Origin of the sequence: Streptomyces aidingensis, from assembly GCF_900112355.1 — a bacterium.
Taxonomy (GTDB): domain Bacteria; phylum Actinomycetota; class Actinomycetes; order Streptomycetales; family Streptomycetaceae; genus Streptomyces; species Streptomyces aidingensis.
On record NZ_FOLM01000008.1, the window covers coordinates 227,157 to 246,423 of the forward strand.

General features: G+C 73.4%; 11 protein-coding genes and 1 pseudogene. 9 read left to right on the forward strand and 3 right to left on the reverse strand.

Annotated features, from left to right (window positions below; translation table 11 throughout):
* Positions 1-87 precede the first annotated feature (87 nt).
* On the forward strand, positions 88-1,638 hold the full coding sequence (locus BM242_RS16390; RefSeq protein WP_093839577.1) for a PucR family transcriptional regulator: 1,551 nt from the start codon (positions 88-90) through the stop codon (positions 1,636-1,638).
* 84 nt (positions 1,639-1,722) lie between these two features.
* Here the strand turns inward: BM242_RS16390 and BM242_RS16395 are convergent, their stop codons facing one another.
* Entirely contained in the window at positions 1,723-3,075 is a 1,353-nt protein-coding gene (locus BM242_RS16395) for a M14 family metallopeptidase (protein ID WP_093839578.1), read from the reverse strand.
* A gap of 380 nt (positions 3,076-3,455) precedes the next feature.
* Here BM242_RS16395 and BM242_RS16400 point away from each other — a divergent pair, with 380 nt between their 5' ends.
* Both BM242_RS16400 and BM242_RS16405 read left to right on the forward strand, forming a co-directional pair.
* A complete protein-coding gene (locus BM242_RS16400; RefSeq protein ID WP_093839579.1) occupies positions 3,456-4,913 on the forward strand; it encodes an aldehyde dehydrogenase family protein in 1,458 nt (485 codons plus the stop codon).
* A gap of 124 nt (positions 4,914-5,037) precedes the next feature.
* On the forward strand, positions 5,038-6,291 hold the full coding sequence (locus BM242_RS16405; protein WP_093839580.1) for a serine hydrolase domain-containing protein: 1,254 nt from the start codon (positions 5,038-5,040) through the stop codon (positions 6,289-6,291).
* Between the two features lie 130 nt (positions 6,292-6,421).
* On the opposite strand, the gene BM242_RS16410 is transcribed toward BM242_RS16405, so the two are convergent.
* Positions 6,422-9,430: a glycoside hydrolase family 3 C-terminal domain-containing protein gene (locus tag BM242_RS16410; protein ID WP_425443869.1), complete on the reverse strand. Its 3,009-nt coding sequence runs from the start codon at positions 9,428-9,430 to the stop codon at positions 6,422-6,424.
* A 444-nt stretch (positions 9,431-9,874) separates the two neighbouring features.
* Here BM242_RS16410 and BM242_RS16415 point away from each other — a divergent pair, with 444 nt between their 5' ends.
* The 6 genes and pseudogenes from BM242_RS16415 to BM242_RS30855 all read left to right on the forward strand — a co-directional run bounded on the left by BM242_RS16415 (position 9,875) and on the right by BM242_RS30855 (position 16,986).
* Entirely contained in the window at positions 9,875-11,554 is a 1,680-nt protein-coding gene (locus BM242_RS16415; protein WP_093839582.1) for a type 2 periplasmic-binding domain-containing protein, read from the forward strand.
* 132 nt (positions 11,555-11,686) lie between these two features.
* Complete coding sequence (locus BM242_RS16420) at positions 11,687-12,805, forward strand: ABC transporter permease (RefSeq protein ID WP_425443870.1); 1,119 nt, start codon at positions 11,687-11,689, stop codon at positions 12,803-12,805.
* On the forward strand, positions 12,802-13,725 hold the full coding sequence (locus BM242_RS16425) for a carbohydrate ABC transporter permease (RefSeq protein ID WP_093839583.1): 924 nt from the start codon (positions 12,802-12,804) through the stop codon (positions 13,723-13,725). Before BM242_RS16420 ends, BM242_RS16425 begins: the two co-directional genes overlap by 4 nt.
* Before the next feature lie 54 nt (positions 13,726-13,779).
* Entirely contained in the window at positions 13,780-15,789 is a 2,010-nt protein-coding gene (locus tag BM242_RS16430) for a beta-galactosidase (RefSeq protein ID WP_093839584.1), read from the forward strand.
* 81 nt (positions 15,790-15,870) lie between these two features.
* Positions 15,871-16,584 (forward strand): annotated as a pseudogene (locus BM242_RS30315) (GH12 family glycosyl hydrolase domain-containing protein); the annotation flags it as partial.
* Entirely contained in the window at positions 16,561-16,986 is a 426-nt protein-coding gene (locus tag BM242_RS30855; RefSeq protein WP_281254690.1) for a cellulose binding domain-containing protein, read from the forward strand. The pseudogene BM242_RS30315 and the gene BM242_RS30855, both read left to right, overlap by 24 nt.
* Positions 16,987-17,068: 82 nt before the next feature.
* Here BM242_RS30855 and BM242_RS16440 read toward each other — a convergent pair whose 3' ends face one another.
* Positions 17,069-19,108 (reverse strand): glycoside hydrolase family 31 protein, encoded by a 2,040-nt coding sequence (locus tag BM242_RS16440; protein ID WP_245834158.1) that lies wholly within the window; start codon positions 19,106-19,108, stop codon positions 17,069-17,071.
* Between the last annotated feature and the right edge of the window lie 159 nt (positions 19,109-19,267).

Genomic DNA, 19,267 nt, shown 5'->3' on the forward strand with positions numbered 1-19,267 from the left:
GCGCGGGGCGGTACCGTGAGGTGCGGGCCCGGTGCGAGCCGGCCGCCCGCGCCCTCGTTCCCGCACTCGCCGCAAGGTCTGCCCCGCATGCATCCGACCCTGGCCTCGCTGGTCCAGCACCCCGCGCTCAAGCTGGAGGTGCTGACGGGCGGGGACTCTCTCGGGGCCGAGGTGCGCTGGGCGCATGTCAGCGAACTGGCCGACCCGGTGCCCTATCTGGAGGGCGGCGAGCTGCTGCTCACCACCGGGGTCAAGGCCGAGGTGACCGATCCGGCGGCGATGCGCGGCTATGCCGGCCGGCTCGCCGGGGCCGGGGTCGTGGGCCTGGGCTTCGGGGTCGGCATCTTCCATCCCGGGGTTCCCGGGGCGCTGCTGGCCGCCTGCCGGGAGGCCGGGCTGCCGCTGCTGGCGGTGCCCCGCCGTACGCCGTTCATCGCGATCAGCAAGGCGGTGTCCGCGGCGATCGCCCAGGAGCAGTACCGGGCGGTCACCGCGGGCTTCGCCGCGCAGCGCGAACTGACCCGGGCGGCGCTCTCCGCCGGCGGCCACCGGGCCCTGCTGGAGAAGCTGGCCGCGCAGGTGGACGGCTGGACCGCGCTCTACGACGCCACCGGCGCCGTGGGCGACTTCGCCCCCGCCTGGGCGGAGCGGCGGGCCGCCGCACTGGGCGAGGAGGTGCGCAGGCTGTGCCGGCGGCCGGTGCCGGCCAGTGCCGTGGTGGGTGCCGGCGCCCCGGACGGGCCGGCCGGCGACCGGGTCGAGCTGCAGCCCGTGGGCGGCGCCGCACCGCCGCGGGCGGTGCTGGCCATCGGCACCGCCGGTCCGCCGGGCACCGCCGCCCGCCATGCCGTGCAGTCGGCGGTCAGCGTGCTGACCCTGCTCACCGAGCGGTCCCGGGCGTTGCGGGACGCCGAGCGGCGGCTCGGCGCCGCCGTGCTGCATCTGCTGCTGAGCGGCGAGCCGGAGCACGCCCGGGCCATCGCCGGGGAACTCTACGGCGGGCTGCTGGACGCGCCGCTGCGGATCGTGGTCGCCGAACCCGCGGCCGGTGCCGGCGACGACGGGCCGGCGCGGTTCCGCGCGGCGATGGAGGCGGTGGCCGCCCGCGCCGGGGAGCACCTGCTGGCGGTGCCGGACGCCGGGCGGTCGGTGCTGGTGGCGGCCGAGTCCGGGGCGGTGCTGGCGGCCTGCGCCGGGTACGCGTCGGACGGGGACGGCCGGGTGGTGCTCGGCATCTCCGGACCGGCCGGTCCGGCCTCCGCGGACACCGCCTGCCGGCAGGCGCGCCAGGCCGTGGTGATGGCCCGGCGGCGCGGCCGGACGCTGGCCCGGCACGACGAGGTGACGGCCGGGCCGGTGCTGGCCCTGGTGGCGGACGACGCGGTGCGGGCGTTCGCGGACGGCCTGCTGCGTCCGCTGCGCGAGCACGACGCCCGGGGGCGCGGTGATCTGGTGGCCTCGCTGCGCGCCTGGCTGGGCCACCACGGGCAGTGGGACGCGGCGGCGGCCGAACTGGGCGTGCACCGCCATACGCTGCGCTACCGGATGCGCCGGGTGGAGGAACTGCTGGACCGCTCGCTGGACGACGCCGATGTCCGGATGGAGCTGTGGCTGGCCCTCAAGGCCACCGGGCCCTGACCCGGCCCGGCCCGGACCTGTGCCGTGGGCCCGGCCGGTCCCGGGCGGCGCGCCCGCGGGGGGCGCCGCCCGGGACCGGGGGGCTCAGGAGGAGCACAGGGCCGGTTTGCCGATGGCCTCGTACATGCAGTCGGCGTGGTCCATCAGGATCAGCACCGCCTCACGGTTGCGCGCGGTCTCCCGGTCGATGACGCTGCCCGGCGGGTAGAAGCCGCCCGCGGAACTGCTGCGCGGATACATCTCGAAGGTGTAGGACCAGATGCCCTGGCTGCCCCACATCCAGTCGTTGATGGTGCCGTCGGTGACATACAGGTCGCTGGACTGCTGCGGCCGGTAGCCGTTGCTGGCGGCCATCTCCTGCCCGACCGCGGCGTAGGCGTTGCGCGCGTCCTGGTCCAGCCCCGGTGCGGTGTCGCTGTAGGTGTAGCCGTAGGGCCACAGGATCAGCTCGCTGTAGCTGTGGAAGTCGATGTGCGCCGCGACCTGCTGGCGTCCGCCGGCCACCCGGCTGCGCACGAAGTCGGTCACCACCCGGGTCTCGGGCGCGGATTCCGGCCCGCTGCCCCGGTAGGTGGCGCTGGAGGTGCTGCCCGAGGAGCCGCCGCAGCAGCCCCAGCGGTAGGCGAAGTTGCGGTTGATGTCGGTGCCGATGTACCGGGAGCCGCTGTTCGGCTGCCGGTTCTTGCGCCAGGACCGGAACACCCCCGAGTCCTGGTCGTAGACCTTGCCGTCCGGGTTGACGGAGGGGATGATCCACACCTCCCGGGTGTCGAGCAGCCGGGTCAGCCGGGCGTCCCGGCCGTACTCGGTGGCGAACTCGTCGAGCAGGTAGAGCGCCATCTCGGTGGTGAGGTGCTCGCGGGCGTGCATGTTGTGGGTGAAGAGGATCTCGGGCTCGTTCTCGTCCGTGCCGACGTTGTCGCTGACCTTCACCGCGACGATCGGCCGTCCCTGGTAGGACGTGCCGATCACCCGGCTGGACATCAGCCCGGGGTGGCGGGAGACCAGCGCGTTCACGGCGGCCATGGTCTGGCTGTAGGAGTGGTACTCCGACGGGGTGGACAGCGCGGAGGCGGCTCCGTCCGCCGCCGCTGCCGAGGGGCGGCCGGCCGGCAGTTCCTCCAGCAGATAGCCGAGCCCTTCCAGCTTCCGCGCCGTGGCGGGGTCGGCGGTGATGGTCACCGAGTGGCCGTGCACCGCGTCGATGGCCACGCCGCCCTGCATGGCCAGGGCGGAGCGCTGGGCCGCGGAACCGACGCCGCGCACCTCGTAGCCGCGGGTGCGGTCGGTGCCGGTCCGGTCGCCGGGTGCGGCGGTGGCCTGGGCGCCGAGGGTGAGGGCGAGGGCGAGCACCAGCGTGAGCACGGCGGCGGCGCGGAGCCGCCGTCCGCGCGGCAGGCGCGCGGGGGGTGGGGCCTGGGGCAACGGGATACGCATCGCGTCTCCTGGGATCGTCCAGTGCGACGGGTGGGGGAATGCGCGCATGGGTGGCGCGCCGGCACATCGTTGCGTCAGTGACATGCACTGGTCAAGAATCGAAATCCAGCCACCGCGTAGTGCGGCGTCACCGCAGTGCTACGCGTCGGACAAGAGCGGGCCGCCCCCGGCGGACCTACGGTGGAGGCAGCGCGGTGGAGCGGGAGCGGGCACCGCAGGCCGGCGGGGTCCTCCTCCGCATACCGATCCGCATACCGATCCGCATACCGATCCGCATACCGATCCGCATACCGATCCGCATACCGATCCGCATACCGATCCGCAGACAGATCCCACCGCGCGCAGCCCCATCGGAACCCATCGGAAGGGCCGGTCACGCGATGACTACAGCGACATCCCCCCACGCGTTCTGGCTCGCCGGCCGCGCGGCGACCGGCGAGGAGACCCGGGACATCACCTCGCCCTGGGACGGCCGCACCGTCGCCACCATCTCCGTCCCCACCCCCGACCAGACCGAGCGGGCGGTGGCCGCCGCCGCGGCCGTGGCCGGCGAGTTCGCCGCCACCCCCGCCCATGTCCGGGCCGCCGCCCTGGACCACCTCGCCGCCCGGATCGGCGAACGGGCCGAGGAGATCGCCCAGCTGATCACCGATGAGAACGGCAAACCCCTGAAGTGGGCGCGCGCCGAGGTCGGCCGCTGCCGTTCGGTGTTCCGCTGGGCCGCCGACGAGGCCCGCCGCTTCAACGGCGCCGAGGGCCAGCGGCTGGACTCCGACCCCGGCGGCGCCGGCCGGCTGGCCCTGACCCGCCGCATCCCCTACGGCCCGGTGCTCGGCATCGCGCCGTTCAACTTCCCGCTCAACCTCTGCGCCCACAAGGTGGCACCGGCCCTCGCCGTGGGCGCGCCGATCATCCTCAAGCCCGCGCCCGCCACCCCGCTCTCCGCCCTGCTGCTCGGCGGACTGCTGGCCGAGACCGACCTCCCCGAGGGGAGCTGGAGCGTGCTGCCGGTGCCGAACGAGGCCATGCCGTCGCTGGTCGGGGACGAGCGGCTGCCGGTGGTCTCCTTCACCGGCTCCGCCCCGGTCGGCTACTCCATCCTGGACTCGGTGCCGCGCAAGCGGGTCACCCTGGAACTGGGCGGCAACGGCGCCGCGGTGGTGCTGGCCGACTGGTCCTCGGACGCCGACCTGGACCGGGCCGCCCAGCGGCTGGCCGCCTTCTCCAACTACCAGGCCGGGCAGTCCTGCATCTCGGTGCAGCGGGTGATCGTCGACGACTCCGTCCACGACCGGCTGCTGCCCCGGCTGATCGCCGCGGTGGAGGCCCAGGTCACCGGCGACCCCTCCGACCCGGCCACCGATGTCGGCCCGCTGGTCAGCGAGGAGGCGGCGGAGCGGGTGGAGAGCTGGGTCAAGGAGGCCATCGAGAGCGGCGCCACCCTGCTCACCGGCGGCTCCCGGGACGGCGCCCAGTACGCCCCGACGGTGCTCACCGACGTCTCGCCGGACACCAGGCTGGCCCGCGAGGAGGTCTTCGGCCCGGTGATGACGGTGACCCGGGTGTTCGGCGAGGAGCAGGCGTTCGCCGCCGTCAACGACTCCCGCTACGGGCTTCAGGCGGGCGTGTTCACCCATGACCTGGCCACCGCCTTCCGCGCCCAGCGCGCCCTGGAGGTGGGCGGCGTGATCATCGGCGATGTGCCCTCCTACCGGGCCGACCAGATGCCCTACGGCGGCGTCAAGCAGTCCGGCGTCGGCCGCGAGGGCGTGCGCTATGCCATGGCCGACTACACCTACGAGCGGGTCATGGTGCTCACCGGCCTCGACGCCCTCTGACGGACGGTGCCGTATCCGGGGTGGGGCCAGCCCCACCCCGGATACGGCAGGTAACCGTAACGACTCGCGGCATCACTCTCCGCTAGATTCGCCCTGTGAGAGATCGATCCGAGAGGCGTGACCGATGAGGTTTCCGAGCAGCGGCGGCGCGACCCGGACCCGGCTGACCGCGGCCGGGCTGGCGGCGGCCGGGGTGCTGATGACGGTGCTGGCGGGCCAGGCGGACCGGGCCACCGCCGCGGACGGGCCGGCGGGCCGCGGGGACACCCTGCGGCGCGACGCGGCGGCGGTGCGGGACGCCGGGACCAGCTCAGTGCTCGCCGAGGCCCGGGACGCCCGCGGCCGGTCCCGCACCGCCCGGGCGGGGGTGGCCGATCTGACGACCGGGGAGCCGGTGCCGTACGGCGCCTACTACCGGATCGGCAGCGACACCAAGACCTTCACCGCCGTGCTGCTGCTGCAACTGGTGCAGGAGGGACGGGTGTCGCTCCCGGACACCGTGGAGGACCTGCTGCCCGGCCTGGTCACCGGCAACGGGAACGACGGCAGCCGGATCACCGTGCGCAATCTGCTCCAGCAGACCAGCGGGCTGCCCGACTACGACACCCTCCTCTTCGGGGACCCGCGGGAGCTGTCCGCCGAGGTCTACCGGGAGCGCCGCTTCGTCCACCGGGGGCCGGAGGACCTGCTGGCGCTCGCCCTGACCCAGCCGCCGGAGTGGCTGCCGGACGGGGACGACCCCGGCGACCCCGGGCTGCGCTGGGGCTACTCCAACACCAACTATCTGCTCGCCGGGATGATCGTGGAGAAGCTGACCGGCAATCCGTGGGAGCAGGAGGTGCACGAGCGGATCATCGAGCCGCTCGGCCTGCGCCACACCCTCACGCCGGGCAGCTCGGCCTATGTGCCGAGGCCGACCGCCACCGCCTACACCGTCTTCCCGGGGGACACGGAACCCACCGACACCACGGTCGGCCAGGGCGGCTGGGCGGACGGCGGCATCATCTCCACCACCGCCGACATGAACACCTTTCTGCGCGCCCTGATGGACGGCCGGCTGCTGGGCGAGGAGATGCTGGCCGCCATGCGGCGGACCGTGCCGGCGCCCGGCTGGGGCGAGGAGTCCCCCGGCGCCGAGTACGGGCTGGGCATCGCCTGGCGGCCGGTGGCGGGCGCGGACCCGGAGCGCTGCCCGGGCGGCGGCCTGTGGTTCCACGGCGGCACCTCCTTCGGCACCGTCTCCGAGACCGGGGTCGGCGGGGACGGCCGCCACTCGGCCGCCGCCGCGGCCTTCACCCTGAGCCTGGACGACCGGCAGCAGGCCCGCGCCGAGGCCGCCGTCCGGCTCATCGACAACGCCGTCTGCGGCACCGGCTGACGGCCGGCCGAGCGGTGCCGGGGGCGCCGGGAGGGCCGGACGGTACCGCGGCGGCCGGGAGGGTGCCGCGGTCCGGTCCGGGGAGGACGCCAGGGGGAGGACCGGACCGCGGCGCGGAGTACCGTCCCGGTCAGCCGGACCGCCGCGCCCCCTCCGCGGCGAAACCGAGACGGGCCAGCCGGAGGGCCCCGTGCAGCCGGGCCTCCAGGTCCACCACACCCCGCACCGGCGGCCCGCTCAGCGGCACCTCGGCGGTGGTGTAGGCGTAGACGCCGCCGTCCGCGGCGAGTTCCGCCTCGGCGACCGGGCGGCCGTCGGCGAGGAGTTCGAGCCGTCCGCGGCACGCTCCGGCGCCGTCTGCGGCGTATTCCACCCGCACCGCGCCGGCGCCCTCGCCCAGGTCGCAGCGGCGGTAGTGCAGTACCGCCGGCCGCTCCCCGGCCCGGGCGGGCCGCACCGCGTCGCCCTCGGTGCGGGAGCGGTCCACCAGCTCCGCCCCCGAGTGCTCGTCGAAGGCGGAGGCGTCCAGGCCGACGGCCGCCACCGGCCGCGGCGCGGGCCGGCCGTCGCCGGGAACCGTCAGGGTGACGCTGCGCCGGATGTCCCGGCTGGAGGCACCGGCCTGGATCTCGTAGTCGCCCGGCTCCACCGTCCAGCGGGCATGGGCGACGTCCCAGAAGCCCAGCGCCTCCGACGCGTCCACGGTGAAGGTGATCCGCTCGGTGGCGCCCGGCGCCAGCCGGACCCGGCGGTAGGCGGCCAGGGCGCGGTGCGGCCGGGGCACGCTCGGCTCCACCGCCCGCACATAGAGCTGCACCACCTCCTCCCCTTCCCGCTCCCCGGTGTTGCGGACGCTCACCCCGGCGGTCAGCACACCCTCGGCGATCCCCTCCCCGGCCAGGGTGAGGCCGTCGTAGGAGAAGGAGGTGTAGGACAGCCCGTGCCCGAACGGGAACAGCGGTTCGCCGTCGTGGTAGAGGTAGGTCAGCCGGGAGCCGATGAGGTCGTAGTCCAGCAGCTCCGGCAGGTCGGTGTCGGCCGCGTACCAGGTCTGCGGCAGCCGCCCGCCGGGCGCCCTCTCCCCGTGCAGCACCCGGGCCAGCGCGGTGCCCGCCGCCTGGCCGCCGTGCGCGGTCCACAGCAGCGCGGGCAGCCCGGCCGCGGCCTCCGGCACGGCATAGGGACCGGACGAGGTGAGCACCAGCACGGTGTTCGGATTGGCGGCGTGCGCGGCCCGCCACAGCCGGTCCTGCTGCGGCGGCAGCGCCAGTGTGGTGCGGTCCTCGGTCTCCCGGCCGTTGATGTGCGGATCGTTCCCGGCGACCACGATCACCGCGTCGGCGTCGGCGGCTGCCGCCGCCACCGCCCGGGCGCCGTCCCGCACCACCTCCCGCCGGAAGGCGGTGGGCGGCTCCTCCTCCCCGGCCAGCCGCAGGCCCTCCGGCGCGGCGGTCAGCAGCCGGCCGGTGCCCCGGTGCCGGATCAGCTCGCCGCCGTCCGGCTGCGGCACCGGCTCGAAGGTCTCCTGCACCACCCAGCCGCCGGGCTGCCGCGCCGAGGCCCGGACGAAGCCGTCCTCGGCGACGGAGAGGTAGTGCCCGTTCTCCGCGCGCAGGGTGAACACCCCGCCGCCCCAGTCGGCCAGCGCGAACTCGGCGGCCCGTGCCCGGTCGGCGGAGAGCGTCAGCGGCGGCAGATCGGTGCGGCCGGCCAGCAGGGCCGGGTCCAGCGCGCCGGTGTCGGCCCGCTCGGCCACCTCGGCGTCGGGCACGGTGAGCCAGCCCTCCGGGCAGCTCAGCCGCACCCGGTCGGTGCCCTCGGCGAAGACCACCGAGCCGGTGGCCGGGTGGTCGCGCAGCCCGGCCAGCGGGCTCACCGCGCGCAGCAGCGCGCCGCTGTACCAGTCGAGTTTGGTCTCGTCGGCCAGCGGGCCGACCACCGCCAGCCGCAGCCCGGGCGGCAGCGGCAGCAGCGGGCGGCCGGCCGGCGCGTCCGCCGGCGCCACCGGGGCGTTCTTGAGCAGCACCACGGCCGCCTCGGCGGCGCGCAGGGCCAGCGCCCGGTGGTCCGGGGTGTCGAAGGCCGCCTCGGCCGGGTCGTTCTCCGGCCGGTAGGGGTCCAGTCCGGGATCGAACTCGCCCAGCCGGAACCGCATGGTCAGCAGCCGCCGCACCGCCCGGTCCACGTCCGGCTGCCCGATCAGCCCGCGCTTGAGCGCGCCGCGCAGCCGCTCCAGGGTCACCGAGGAGTCCTCGCCGTGGTCGGTGAAGCTGTCCACCCCGGCCCGCAGCGCCGCCGCCAGCCCTTCCTCATGGCTGTCGTGGTACTGCTCGGAGCCGGCGATGTTGCTGGGCGCGCCGGCGTCCGAGCAGACCACCAGCGGCCGGCCGGTCCACTGCCGCAGCTCGCTCTCCAGCAGCGGGGAGAGGTGGTTGGGCCGGCCGTTGACCAGGTTGTAGGCGGGCATCACGCCGGCCACCGCGCCCGCCCGGACGGGGCCGCGGAAGGCGGGCAGCTCGTACTCGTGCAGCACCCGGGCGGGCACCGAGGTGGAGGCGGTGTCCCGGCCGGTCTCGTGGTTGTGTGCCAGCCAGTGCTTGAGCACCGGGGCCGTCCGCCAGTAGTCGGGGTGGCTGCCGCGCAGGCCGCGGGTGTAGGCGGTGGCGAGGGCCGCGGTGAGCACCGGGTCCTCGGCATAGCCTTCCTCGTTGCGGCCCCACAGCGGATGGCGGAGCTGGTTGACCACCGGCGCCCAGACGTTCAGGCCCACCCTGGGGTCCTTGGCGCGCATGGCCCGCACCTCCCGGCCGACCGCCTCGCCGATCCGCCGCACCAGTTCGTCGTCCCAGGTGGCGCCGAGCCCGACGGCCTGCGGGAACACGGTGGCCGGGCCCATCCAGGCGACGCCGTGCAGGGCCTCCTGGCCGGTGCGGAAGGCGGCCAGGCCGAGCCGGTCCACGGGCGGGGCGAACTGGTGGAGCATGGCCAGCCGCTCGTCGGGGGTGAGCCGGCCGAGCAGGTCCTCGACGCGTTCGGCGACCGGCCGCAGCGGATCGCGCCAGGGCGGCCGGGACTCCGGCTCCGGGCCGGGCGGGGGCTCGGGTGCGGGGGACGGGCCGGCGGTCGCGGGCGGGGTCACGTCGGAAGCTTCCTTTCGGGCCGTCCCGGTCGGCTCCGGGCCCGGGCGGGGGCCGGGGCCGGGGGAAGCCGGGAGGATCGGGGAGTCGGGCGAGAGCATGCGAGTTTGAGCGAGCGCGGGCAAGATCGAGCAACTTCGAGCAAGATCGGGCAAGATCAGAGACGATCTATTGAAGCGCTTCGATGCTGGGATTGTCCGGCATTTCTGTCAAGGGGTCCGGTCGGCGCGTCACCCGGCGCGCGCCCCGCCGTGCCCCGGATTCCCCTAGCCATCAGTGGTTGGGGGAGTGTTGTCGAACCTGTTGGATGTTGTTGAGAATTCTTCGGGTGAGGTCTTGTGCGGCCTGCCGAGTCGGCTTAACCTCAGCGACACATCGAAGCGCTTCGACCGATGCGCCACCCGGGTCGTGGTGCCAGCAAAGACGCTAGAAGGGTTGTCGCCACCATGCCGAACACACGCTCCGCCCCCAGCCGGAGATCGTTCCTCGCCTCGACGGCGGTCGCCGCGGCGGCCGTCGGCAGCGCGGGCCCCCTGCTCACCGCGTGCAGTTCGGACGGCGGCAGCGGCGACGGCGGCGGTCCGGGCCGGGTCAGCGAGAAGGAGGCCGAGCAGATCCTGCCCGCCTACCAGGCGTCCGAGTTCGCGGTCCAGCCGGACATCCCCGGCCAGAGCGGCTCCAGCCCCGGCTACACCAGCTACATCGAGGTGGCCGACCTCGGCGTGTCGGTCCCCGAACCGCTGGCCGGGGGCACGGCGCTGAGCGCCATGACCCCGCTGTGGGGCACCGCGCCCAAGAAGGGCAACCCCTACTGGACGGCGATGGACGAGGCCATCGGCACCGCGATGACCTGGCAGATCCAGGACGGCAACACCTATGGCGACAAGCTCGGCGCGGTACTGGCCGGCAGCGACATCCCCGACCTGGTCTGCATACCGGGCTGGGAGTACAACAAGGGCCAGATCCCCAAGGCCGTCGAGCAGCGCTTCGCCGACCTCGGGCCGTACCTGTCCGGCGACAAGGTGCTCAAGTACCCCAACCTGGCCGCCATTCCCACCGCCGCCTGGAAGGCCTCGATCTTCGGCGGCGCGCTGCGCGGCCTGCCCATGCCGCAGCAGGTCATCGGCGGCGTGGTCCCGTTCTACCGGGAGGACATCTTCGAGCAGAACGGCTGGACCCCGCCGACCAGCGCCGACGAGTTCCTGGCCTTCGCCAAGGAGATCACCGACGCGGGGAGCAAGCGCTGGGCCTGCGAGGACTTCAAGTGGTCCGCCTGGGTCTACTTCGGGGTGCTGCCCGAGAAGCCGATGTGCTGGCGCGAGGAGGGCGGCAAGCTGGTCCACCGCTACGAGACCGACGCCTATCTGGAGGCGCTGGAGTGGACCCGCAAGCTCTACGAGGCAGGCGTGGTGCACCCCGACGCGGTGGCCGCCGCCGGTGACGCCACCGCCCGCTTCACCGCCGGCGAGTCGCTGATGATGAACACCGGCTCCGGCGTCTGGCACGGCACCGTCAGCGAGCAGCTCACCGGCGGCAACCCGGACTTCCGGATGAACGCCATGGACTTCTTCCGCCACGACGGCGGCGACCCGGTGCTCTACGCCGGCAACGGCGCCGGCATCTGGACCTTCCTCAGCAAGGACCTGCCGGAGGAGAAGATCCTCGCCGCCCTGGAGCTGGCCAACTTCTGCGCCGCCCCCTACGGCACCTACGAGAACCGGCTGCGCGACTACGGCGTGGAGGGCACCCACTACACCGTGGAGAACGGCGTGCCGGTCCGCACCCCGGACGGCGAGGCCCAGGCCGCCCAGGTCACCTACGGCTTCATCGCCTCCCCCGAGGTCGCCATCGCCCACCCCGACCAGCCCAAGGTGGTCGAGGACAAGTGCGCCTGGGAGCAGCGGATGATGCCGTTCGTCCAGGAGCCGCTGTTCTACGGCCGGCAGATCCAGGAGCCCGACCACCTGGCCAATCTCTCCGACCCGTTCGAGGCCCTGGAGGACGACGTGGTGCGGGGACGCAAGTCCCTCAGCGACATGCAGAACGCCGTCGCCGAATGGCGCCGCACGGGCGGCGACGAGCTGCGCGACTGGTACCAGAAGCTGCTGGACGAAGAGACGGCCTGAGCGGAGCCGGTTCCGGCCGCCCCTCCGGCCCGCCGGCCGGCCCGGTCCCTCCCCGGGCCGGCCGGCCCGGCACCGGCCCCGTACCATCCCGCACCACCGGCATCACGCCCCGGCGACGGAAGGAAGTACGCCGTGTCGCAGAGCACGGTCCCGCGCCCGCGCCCCCCGCGGACCCCCGAGGAGGACGGCGGCGGCACCGCCCCGCCGCGCACCGGCCGGCCGGCCGGTGACGGCCCGCCGCCCGCCCGCCGCGGCCGGCTGCTCCGCCGCCGCGACCGGCGGCCCGGCCTGCCCAAGGACGATCCCCGCCTGCGCGGCGGGGTCACCCTGCGCCACCGTTTCCGCCGGGACTGGGCGCTGATCGTGATGACCATGCCCGTCGTCCTGGGGCTGCTGATCTTCGCCTACATCCCGATCGCCGGAAACGTCATCGCCTTCTACCACTTCAGCCCGTACAACGGCGAAGGGTTCTTCGACTCGCTGGCGAACAGCGCCTCGGCCGGGACCTACTACTTCGAGCGGATGTGGAACGACAGCTACTTCCGCGCGGCGCTGGAGAACACCCTGGTCTTCTCCTTCCTCCAGCTTGTGCTGTTCTTCCCGATCCCGATCGCGCTCGCCCTGCTGATCAACAGCTTTCTGCACAGCAAGGTGCGGGCCTGGTCCCAGGCCGTGCTCTATCTGCCGCACTTCTTCTCCTGGGTGCTGGTGATCACCGTCTTCCAGCAGATCTTCGGCGGCGCCGGCCTGATCGCCCAGGCCGGCCGGAACGCCGGCTTCGCCGAGGGCTTCGACCTGATGACCGACCCGGCCTTCTTCAAATGGCTGGTCACCGCCCAGCTGATCTGGAAGGACGCGGGCTGGGGCATCATCGTCTTCCTGGCCGCGCTGTCCGCGGTCAACACCGAGCTGTACGAGTCGGCGGCGGTGGACGGCGCCGGCCGCTGGCGGCGGATGTGGCATGTCACCCTGCCCGCGCTGCGCCCGGTGATCGCCCTGCTGCTGGTGCTCCAGGTGGGCAACATGCTCTCGGTCGGCATGGAGCAGTATCTGATCCAGCGCACCGCGGTCGGCCCCGGCGCCTCCGAGGTGCTCGACACCTATGTGTGGTTCGTGGGCATCGAGCGCGGCCAGTTCAGTTATGCCGCGGCGGTCGGCATCGTCAAGGGAATCTTCAGTCTGTGCCTGGTGCTGGCGGCCAACCGGGTCGCCCACGCCATGGGCGAAGCGGGGGTGTACAAGCGGTCATGAGCGTTCTCACCGACGACACCACCGAGGGCACCCGCAAGCGCCCGGCCTGGGAGGAACAGCCCACCCGGGTGGGCCTGGGCGCCAAGGCCGTCATCCTGGCCATCGCCCTGCTGGCGATCCTCTTCCCGATCTGGATCGTGGTGATGACCAGCCTCTCGGACGCCGCCACCATCCGGGAGACCGGCGGCCTGGTGATCTGGCCGGACGGCATCACCTTCCGCGCCTACACCGAACTGCTCAGCGGCGGCCAGGTGGCCCGCGCGATGATGGTCGCCATCGGAGTCACCCTGGTCGGCACGGCCTTCTCCATGACCATCTCGGTGCTCTGCGCCTACGGCCTGACCCGGATGGGCTCCCTGGGCCACCGGCCCATTCTGATGACGCTGCTGATCACCATGTTCTTCGGCGGGGCCGGCATCATCCCCAGCTATCTGCTGGTGCAGACCCTGGGCCTGATGGACACCTATGCGGCGCTGATCCTGCCCACCGCGGTCAATGTCTTCAACATCCTGGTGCTGCGCGCCTTCTTCATGAACATCGGCACCGAGCTGATCGACAGCGCCCGCATCGACGGGGCCGGCGAGTTCCGCATCCTGTGGCGCATCGTCCTGCCGCTCTCCCGCGCCGTGCTGGCGGTGATCTCGCTGTTCTACGCCGTCGGCTACTGGGGCAACTACTTCAGCGCCTTCCTCTACATCGAGACCCAGGAGAAGCTGCCGCTGCAGAACGTGCTCCAGCAGATCGTGATCGCCCAGCAGCGCCCCACCGGCATGTCGCAGGCGGTCAACACCGGCCAGATCCCGGACATCTCCGTGCAGACGGCCGTGATGGTGCTGGCCCTGATCCCGGTGGCGGTGCTCTCCCCGTTCGTCCAGAAGCACTTCAAGAAGGGCATGCTGATCGGCGCCGTCAAGGGCTGACGGGAAAAACCGGAAGCACCGGAGAAGGACCGGAAGGGAAAGGAGATCCACGCCATGTCCGCGCTGAGCCGGGTCACCGGCGGACGTCTCCGCTTCGGCGGCGACTACAACCCGGAACAGTGGCCGCCGTCCGTCTGGGCGGAGGACGTCCGGCTGATGCGCGCGGCCGGGGTCAATCTGGCCACGGTCGGCGTCTTCTCCTGGGCGACGCTGGAACCCCGCCCAGGCGCCCGCGAGTTCGGCTGGCTGGACCGGGTGCTGGAGCTGCTGCACGAGAACGGCGTCGACGTCTGCCTGGCCACCCCGACCGCCTCCCCGCCGCCCTGGATGGGGGCCCGGTACCCCGAGACCCTGCCCAGGGACGAGCACGGCCAGACCGTCTGGTACGGCTCCCGCCAGCAGTTCTGCGCCTCCTCCCCGGTGTACCGCGAGTACGCCCGGCGGATCACCGAGGACCTGGCGCAGCGCTACGGCGGCCATCCGGCGCTGAAGCTGTGGCATGTCAACAACGAGTACTGCACCTTCTGCTGGTGCGACGAGACCGCCCGCCACTTCCGCCGCTGGCTGCGCGACCGCTACGGCTCCGTCGAGGCGCTGAACACCGCCTGGGGCACCGCCTTCTGGAGCCAGCGCTATGACTCCTGGGAGGAGATCATCCCGCCCCGCCGGGCCCAGTATCTGCACAACCCCACCCAGTTGCTGGACTTCCGGCGCTTCACCTCCGACGCCCTGCTGGAGTGCTTCACCGGCGAGCGCGACATCCTGGCCGGGCACACCCCCGACATCCCGGTGACCACCAACTTCATGCCGCTCTGGCACGGCCAGGACGGCTGGCGCTGGGCCGCCGAGGAGGATGTGGTCTCGGTCGACATCTACCCCGACCCGCGGGCCGGCTGGGACTCCCCGGACGGCCCGGCGCACGGCGCGCTGGTCCAGGACCTCACCCGCTCCCAGGCCGGCGGCCCCTGGATGCTGATGGAGCAGGCCGCCGGCCCGGTCAACTGGCGCGGCGTCAACCACCCCAAGCCGCCCGGTCTGAACCGGCTGTGGTCCCTCCAGGCGGTGGCCCGCGGCGCGGACGCGGTGTGCTACTTCCAGTGGCGGCAGTCACGGCAGGGCAGCGAGAAGTTCCACTCCGGGATGGTGCCGCACGCCGGGGAGCACTCCCGGACCTTCCGGGAGGTGCGGGAGCTCGGCGCCGAACTGGCCCGGATCGGCCCCGAGGTCACCGGCACCCGGGTCACCGCCTCGGTGGCGGTGCTGCACGACTGGCACTCCTGGTGGGCGGACGGCCAGCCCGGCCGCCCGTCCGCGGAGCTGGACTACGCCCAGGTGCTCACCTCCTGGTACCGGGCGCTGTGGGAGCAGAACCTCACCACCGACCTGGCCCACCCCGAGCACGATCTGTCCGGCTACCCGCTGGTCGTGCTGCCGCATCTGTATCTGCTCTCGGACGCCGCGCTGGACAACCTCACCGGCTATGTGCGCGACGGCGGCACCCTGGTCTGCGGCTGCTTCACCGGCGTCGCCGACAGCGACGACCGCATCCGCGAGGGCGGCATGGACGCCCGGCTGCGCGCCCTGGCCGGCATCGCCACCCTGCACGAATGGTGGCCGCTGCATCCCGGGGACGAACTCACCCTGGACGACGGCTCCCCGGCCGGTCTGTGGTCCGAGGAGCTGGACATCGTCTCCGGGGCGGCCGGTGACACCCTCACGGTGCCGGCCCGGTACGCGGACGGCGAGCTGGCCGGCCGTCCCGCCGTGCTGCGCAACCGCTTCGGTGCCGGCACCGCCTGGTACCTCTCCACCCAGCCCGGGCACGGCGCGCTGCGCCGTCTGCTCGCCGACGCCGCGGCCACCGCCGGCGTCTCCCCCGTGCTGTCCGGCCTGCCGGACGGCGTGGAGGCGGTGCGCCGCGGCGGTCTGCTCTTCCTCCTCAACCACCGGCGCGGACCGGTGACCGTGCCGCTGCCCGGACCGGGCACCGACCTGCTCACCGGCACGCACCACACCGAGGAGGTGACGCTGGACCGGTACGGCGCGGCCGTGCTCCGGTCCTGATCCCCCCACCCGTCCCGGCCCGTCCCGGGGCGCCCCGCGCCCTGGCTTGACCGGGACCTGACAGAAATGGAAGCAGCACGCATGAAACGAGCCGCACGCAAGCTCTTCCTGGTACCGCTGACCGCCCTGCTGGCGGCGCTCGGTGTGACCTTCGCCCTGAGCGTCTCCCCGGCCCATGCCGCCGTCTGGCAGAGCTGTGAACAATGGGGCAACTGGACCGACCCGGACGGCTACATCGTCTACAACAACATCTGGGGCTCCGGGGCCGGCAGCCAGTGCATCGAGGCCGACTCGCACGCGAGCTGGACGGTGACCGCCGACCACCCCAACACCGGCGGCATCAAGTCCTACCCCAACGCCAAGTACATCGTGGACGCACCGCTGGACCAGATCACCTCGCTGACCAGCACGCACCGGGAGTCCGTGCCGTCCGCCGGGGCCTACAACACGGCCTATGACATCTGGGACACCGACTACGACCACGAGGTGATGATCTGGGAGAACTGGTTCGGCCCGGTCGGGCCGCTCGGGTCGCCCGAGGGACAGTTCACCATCGGCGGCGCCTCCTACGACGTCTACCGGGGCAGCAACGGCCACAACATGGTCTATTCGTTCCTGCGCACCAGCCAGCGCACCTCCGGGACGGTGGACCTGCTGGCCGTGCTGGACTGGATCGCCGGCCGCGGCTGGATCAGCCAGTCCGAGCAGATCGGTGATGTCCAGTTCGGCTACGAGATCACCTCGGCCTCCGGCGGGCTCCGGTTCAGCACCCTGGACTTCAGCGTCAGCGAAGGCACCGGCTCCACCTCCGGGGGCTCCACCTCCGGGGGGTCCACGTCCGGGGGTTCCGGCTCCGGCGGTTCCGGCGGTTCCGGCTCCGGCGGCGGCAGCGGCGGCAACGGGGACTGCTCGGCCGCCTACCGCAACACCAACGACTGGGGCTCCGGCTTCACCGGCGAGATCACCGTCTCCTGCTCCGGCTCCTCCCTGAACGGCTGGACCGTGAGCTGGGACTGGCCCTCCGGCCAGCAGCTCGGCCAGTCCTGGGGCGCCGACTGCACCCAGAGCGGCACCCGGGTGACCTGCACCAACGCCGGCTGGAACGCGAGTGTGCCGGACGGCGGTTCGGTCGCCTTCGGCTTCCTCGCCGGCTACAGCGGCAGCAACAGCGACCCCACCGCCCTCACCGTCTCCTGAGGCGCCCCGCGCGCCGCACCCGCGGGGGCCCGGTGCCCGGCCGGACAGCCGGGCACCGGGCCCCCGCGCCCGGCTCCGGGCGCTACTCCGCCACCACCGGCAGCCGCGCCCCGTCCCGCAGGAACAGCGGGATGCGCTCCAGCGGCGCCGGCACCGTCACCTCGCCGCCGCCCGGGTACTCCTCGCCCGTCCAGGCGTCCGTCCAGCGGGCGCCGGCCGGCAGATACACCGTGCGCTCCCGTGCCCCGGCCCGGAGCACCGGGGCCACCAGCACATCCGGCCCGAACAGATAGGCGTCCGCCACCTCCCAGGCCCGCTGATCCCGCGGGAATTCCAGGAACAGCGGACGCATCGGCGGCAGCCCTTCCTCGTGCGCGGCCCGCATCTGCGCCAGCACATAGGGCTTGATCCGCTCCCGCAGCCGCAGATACGACTCCAGGACCGCCCCGGCCTCCTCGCCATAGGACCACACCTCGTTGGGGCCCCCGGTCATCTCCGGGCCCAGCGGCATGGCCGGGTCGCGGAAGCCGTGCAGCCGCATCAGCGGGGAGAAGGTGCCGAACTGGAACCAGCGCACCATCACCTCGCGGTAGGCCGGGTCGTCCGGGTCGCCGCCGTGGAAGCCGCCGATGTCCGTGTGCCACCACGGAATGCCGGACAGGGCGGTGTTCAGCCCGGCCGCGATCTGCCGCCGCAGGGTGGCGAAGTCGGTGCCGATGTCGCCGGACCACAGGGCGGCGCCGTAGCGCTGGCTGCCCGCCCACGCCGAACGGTTGAGGGTGAGCACCTCCTCCTCGCCGGCCGCGGTCAGGCCCTCCCAGAACGCCCGCGCGTTCTCCCGCGGATAGAGGTTGCCCACCTCCAGCCCGGGCCCGGCGTGATAGCGCAGATTGGCCGGGAAGCCCGGCTTCAGCTCCGGCTCGCAGGCGTCCAGCCAGAACGCCGAGATGCCGTAGGGCTCGAAGTAGTTCTCCCGCACCCGGGACCAGACGAAGTCGCGGGCCTCCGGATTGGTCGCGTCGTAGAACGCCACCTGCACCGTTTCGGCGACCTCCTTGTCCGGCCAGTCGGCGTGCGCCATCGGGCCGTACTCGGTGCCGATGAAGTAGCCCTTCTGGTCCATCACCGGATGGTTCTCGCTCAGCGGCGACACGGACGGCCACACCGAGACCATCAGCCGGATGCCCATTCCGGCCAGCTCCCGCACCATCGCCGCCGGGTCCGGCCACTCGGCCGGGTCGAACTTCCACTCGCCCAGATGCGTCCAGTGGAAGAAGTCGCAGACGATGACGGAGAGCGGCAGCCCGCGCCGCCGGTACTCGCGGGCCACCTCCAGCAGCTCCTCCTGGGTGCGGTAGCGCAGCTTGCACTGCCAGAAACCGGCCGCCCACTCGGGCAGCAGCGGGGCGCGGCCGGTGACCGCGGTGTACCGGCGCTGGGCCTCGGCCGGATCGCCCGCGGTGATCCAGTAGTCGATCTGCCGGGCGCTGTCCGCCACCCAGCGGGTGCCGTTGACGCCCAGCTCCACCCGGCCGATCGCCGGGTTGTTCCACAGCAGGGTGTAGCCCCGGCTGGAGGTCAGCACCGGGATGGACACCTCGGCGTTGCGCTGCACCAGGTCCACCACCGCGCCCTTCTGGTCCAGCAGTCCGTGCTGGTGCTGGCCCAGCCCGTACAGCCGCTCGTCCGCATAGGCGGCGAAGCGCTGCTCCAGCCGGTGGTAGCCGTTGCCGGTGGCGGTGTAGAGCCGGGAGCCCGGCCACCAGAAGTGGGCGCGCTCCTCGGCCAGCAGTTCCTCGCCGCCGGGGGAGCGCAGAAAGCGGATCATGCCGTCGGCGTCCACCTCGGCGGTGACGGCGCCGTTGGTGAGGGTGCCCGAGCCGCTGTGGATCTTGACGGAGGAGCCGGGGGAGTCCGGGCGCGTGGCCGCGAGCGCGCCGGGCAGATCCGGCAGCACCGGGCCGCCGAGGCGGGCCCGGACCCGGATCGCGTCCGGTCCCCAGGGCTCGATGCGCAGCGTCTCCTGCCGCCCGCTCCACTCCAGAGCGCCGTCGCGCTCCCGCAGGGTGCCGACGGTGGGCGACGACTGGGCGAGTGACACCGCGGGTGCAGAGTCGTTCAACAGAACTCCCTAGGACGAAGACACGGAACCAGTGCGGATGACGGCGGATCTCCGGACCGCACGGCGGGGGACGGCGTCCGGCGCGGCGGACGGGGCCGGCCGGACCGGCGGCCCGGCCGGGCGCCCCGGCGCGGGGCCGGGGGCCGGGCCGCCGGAAAT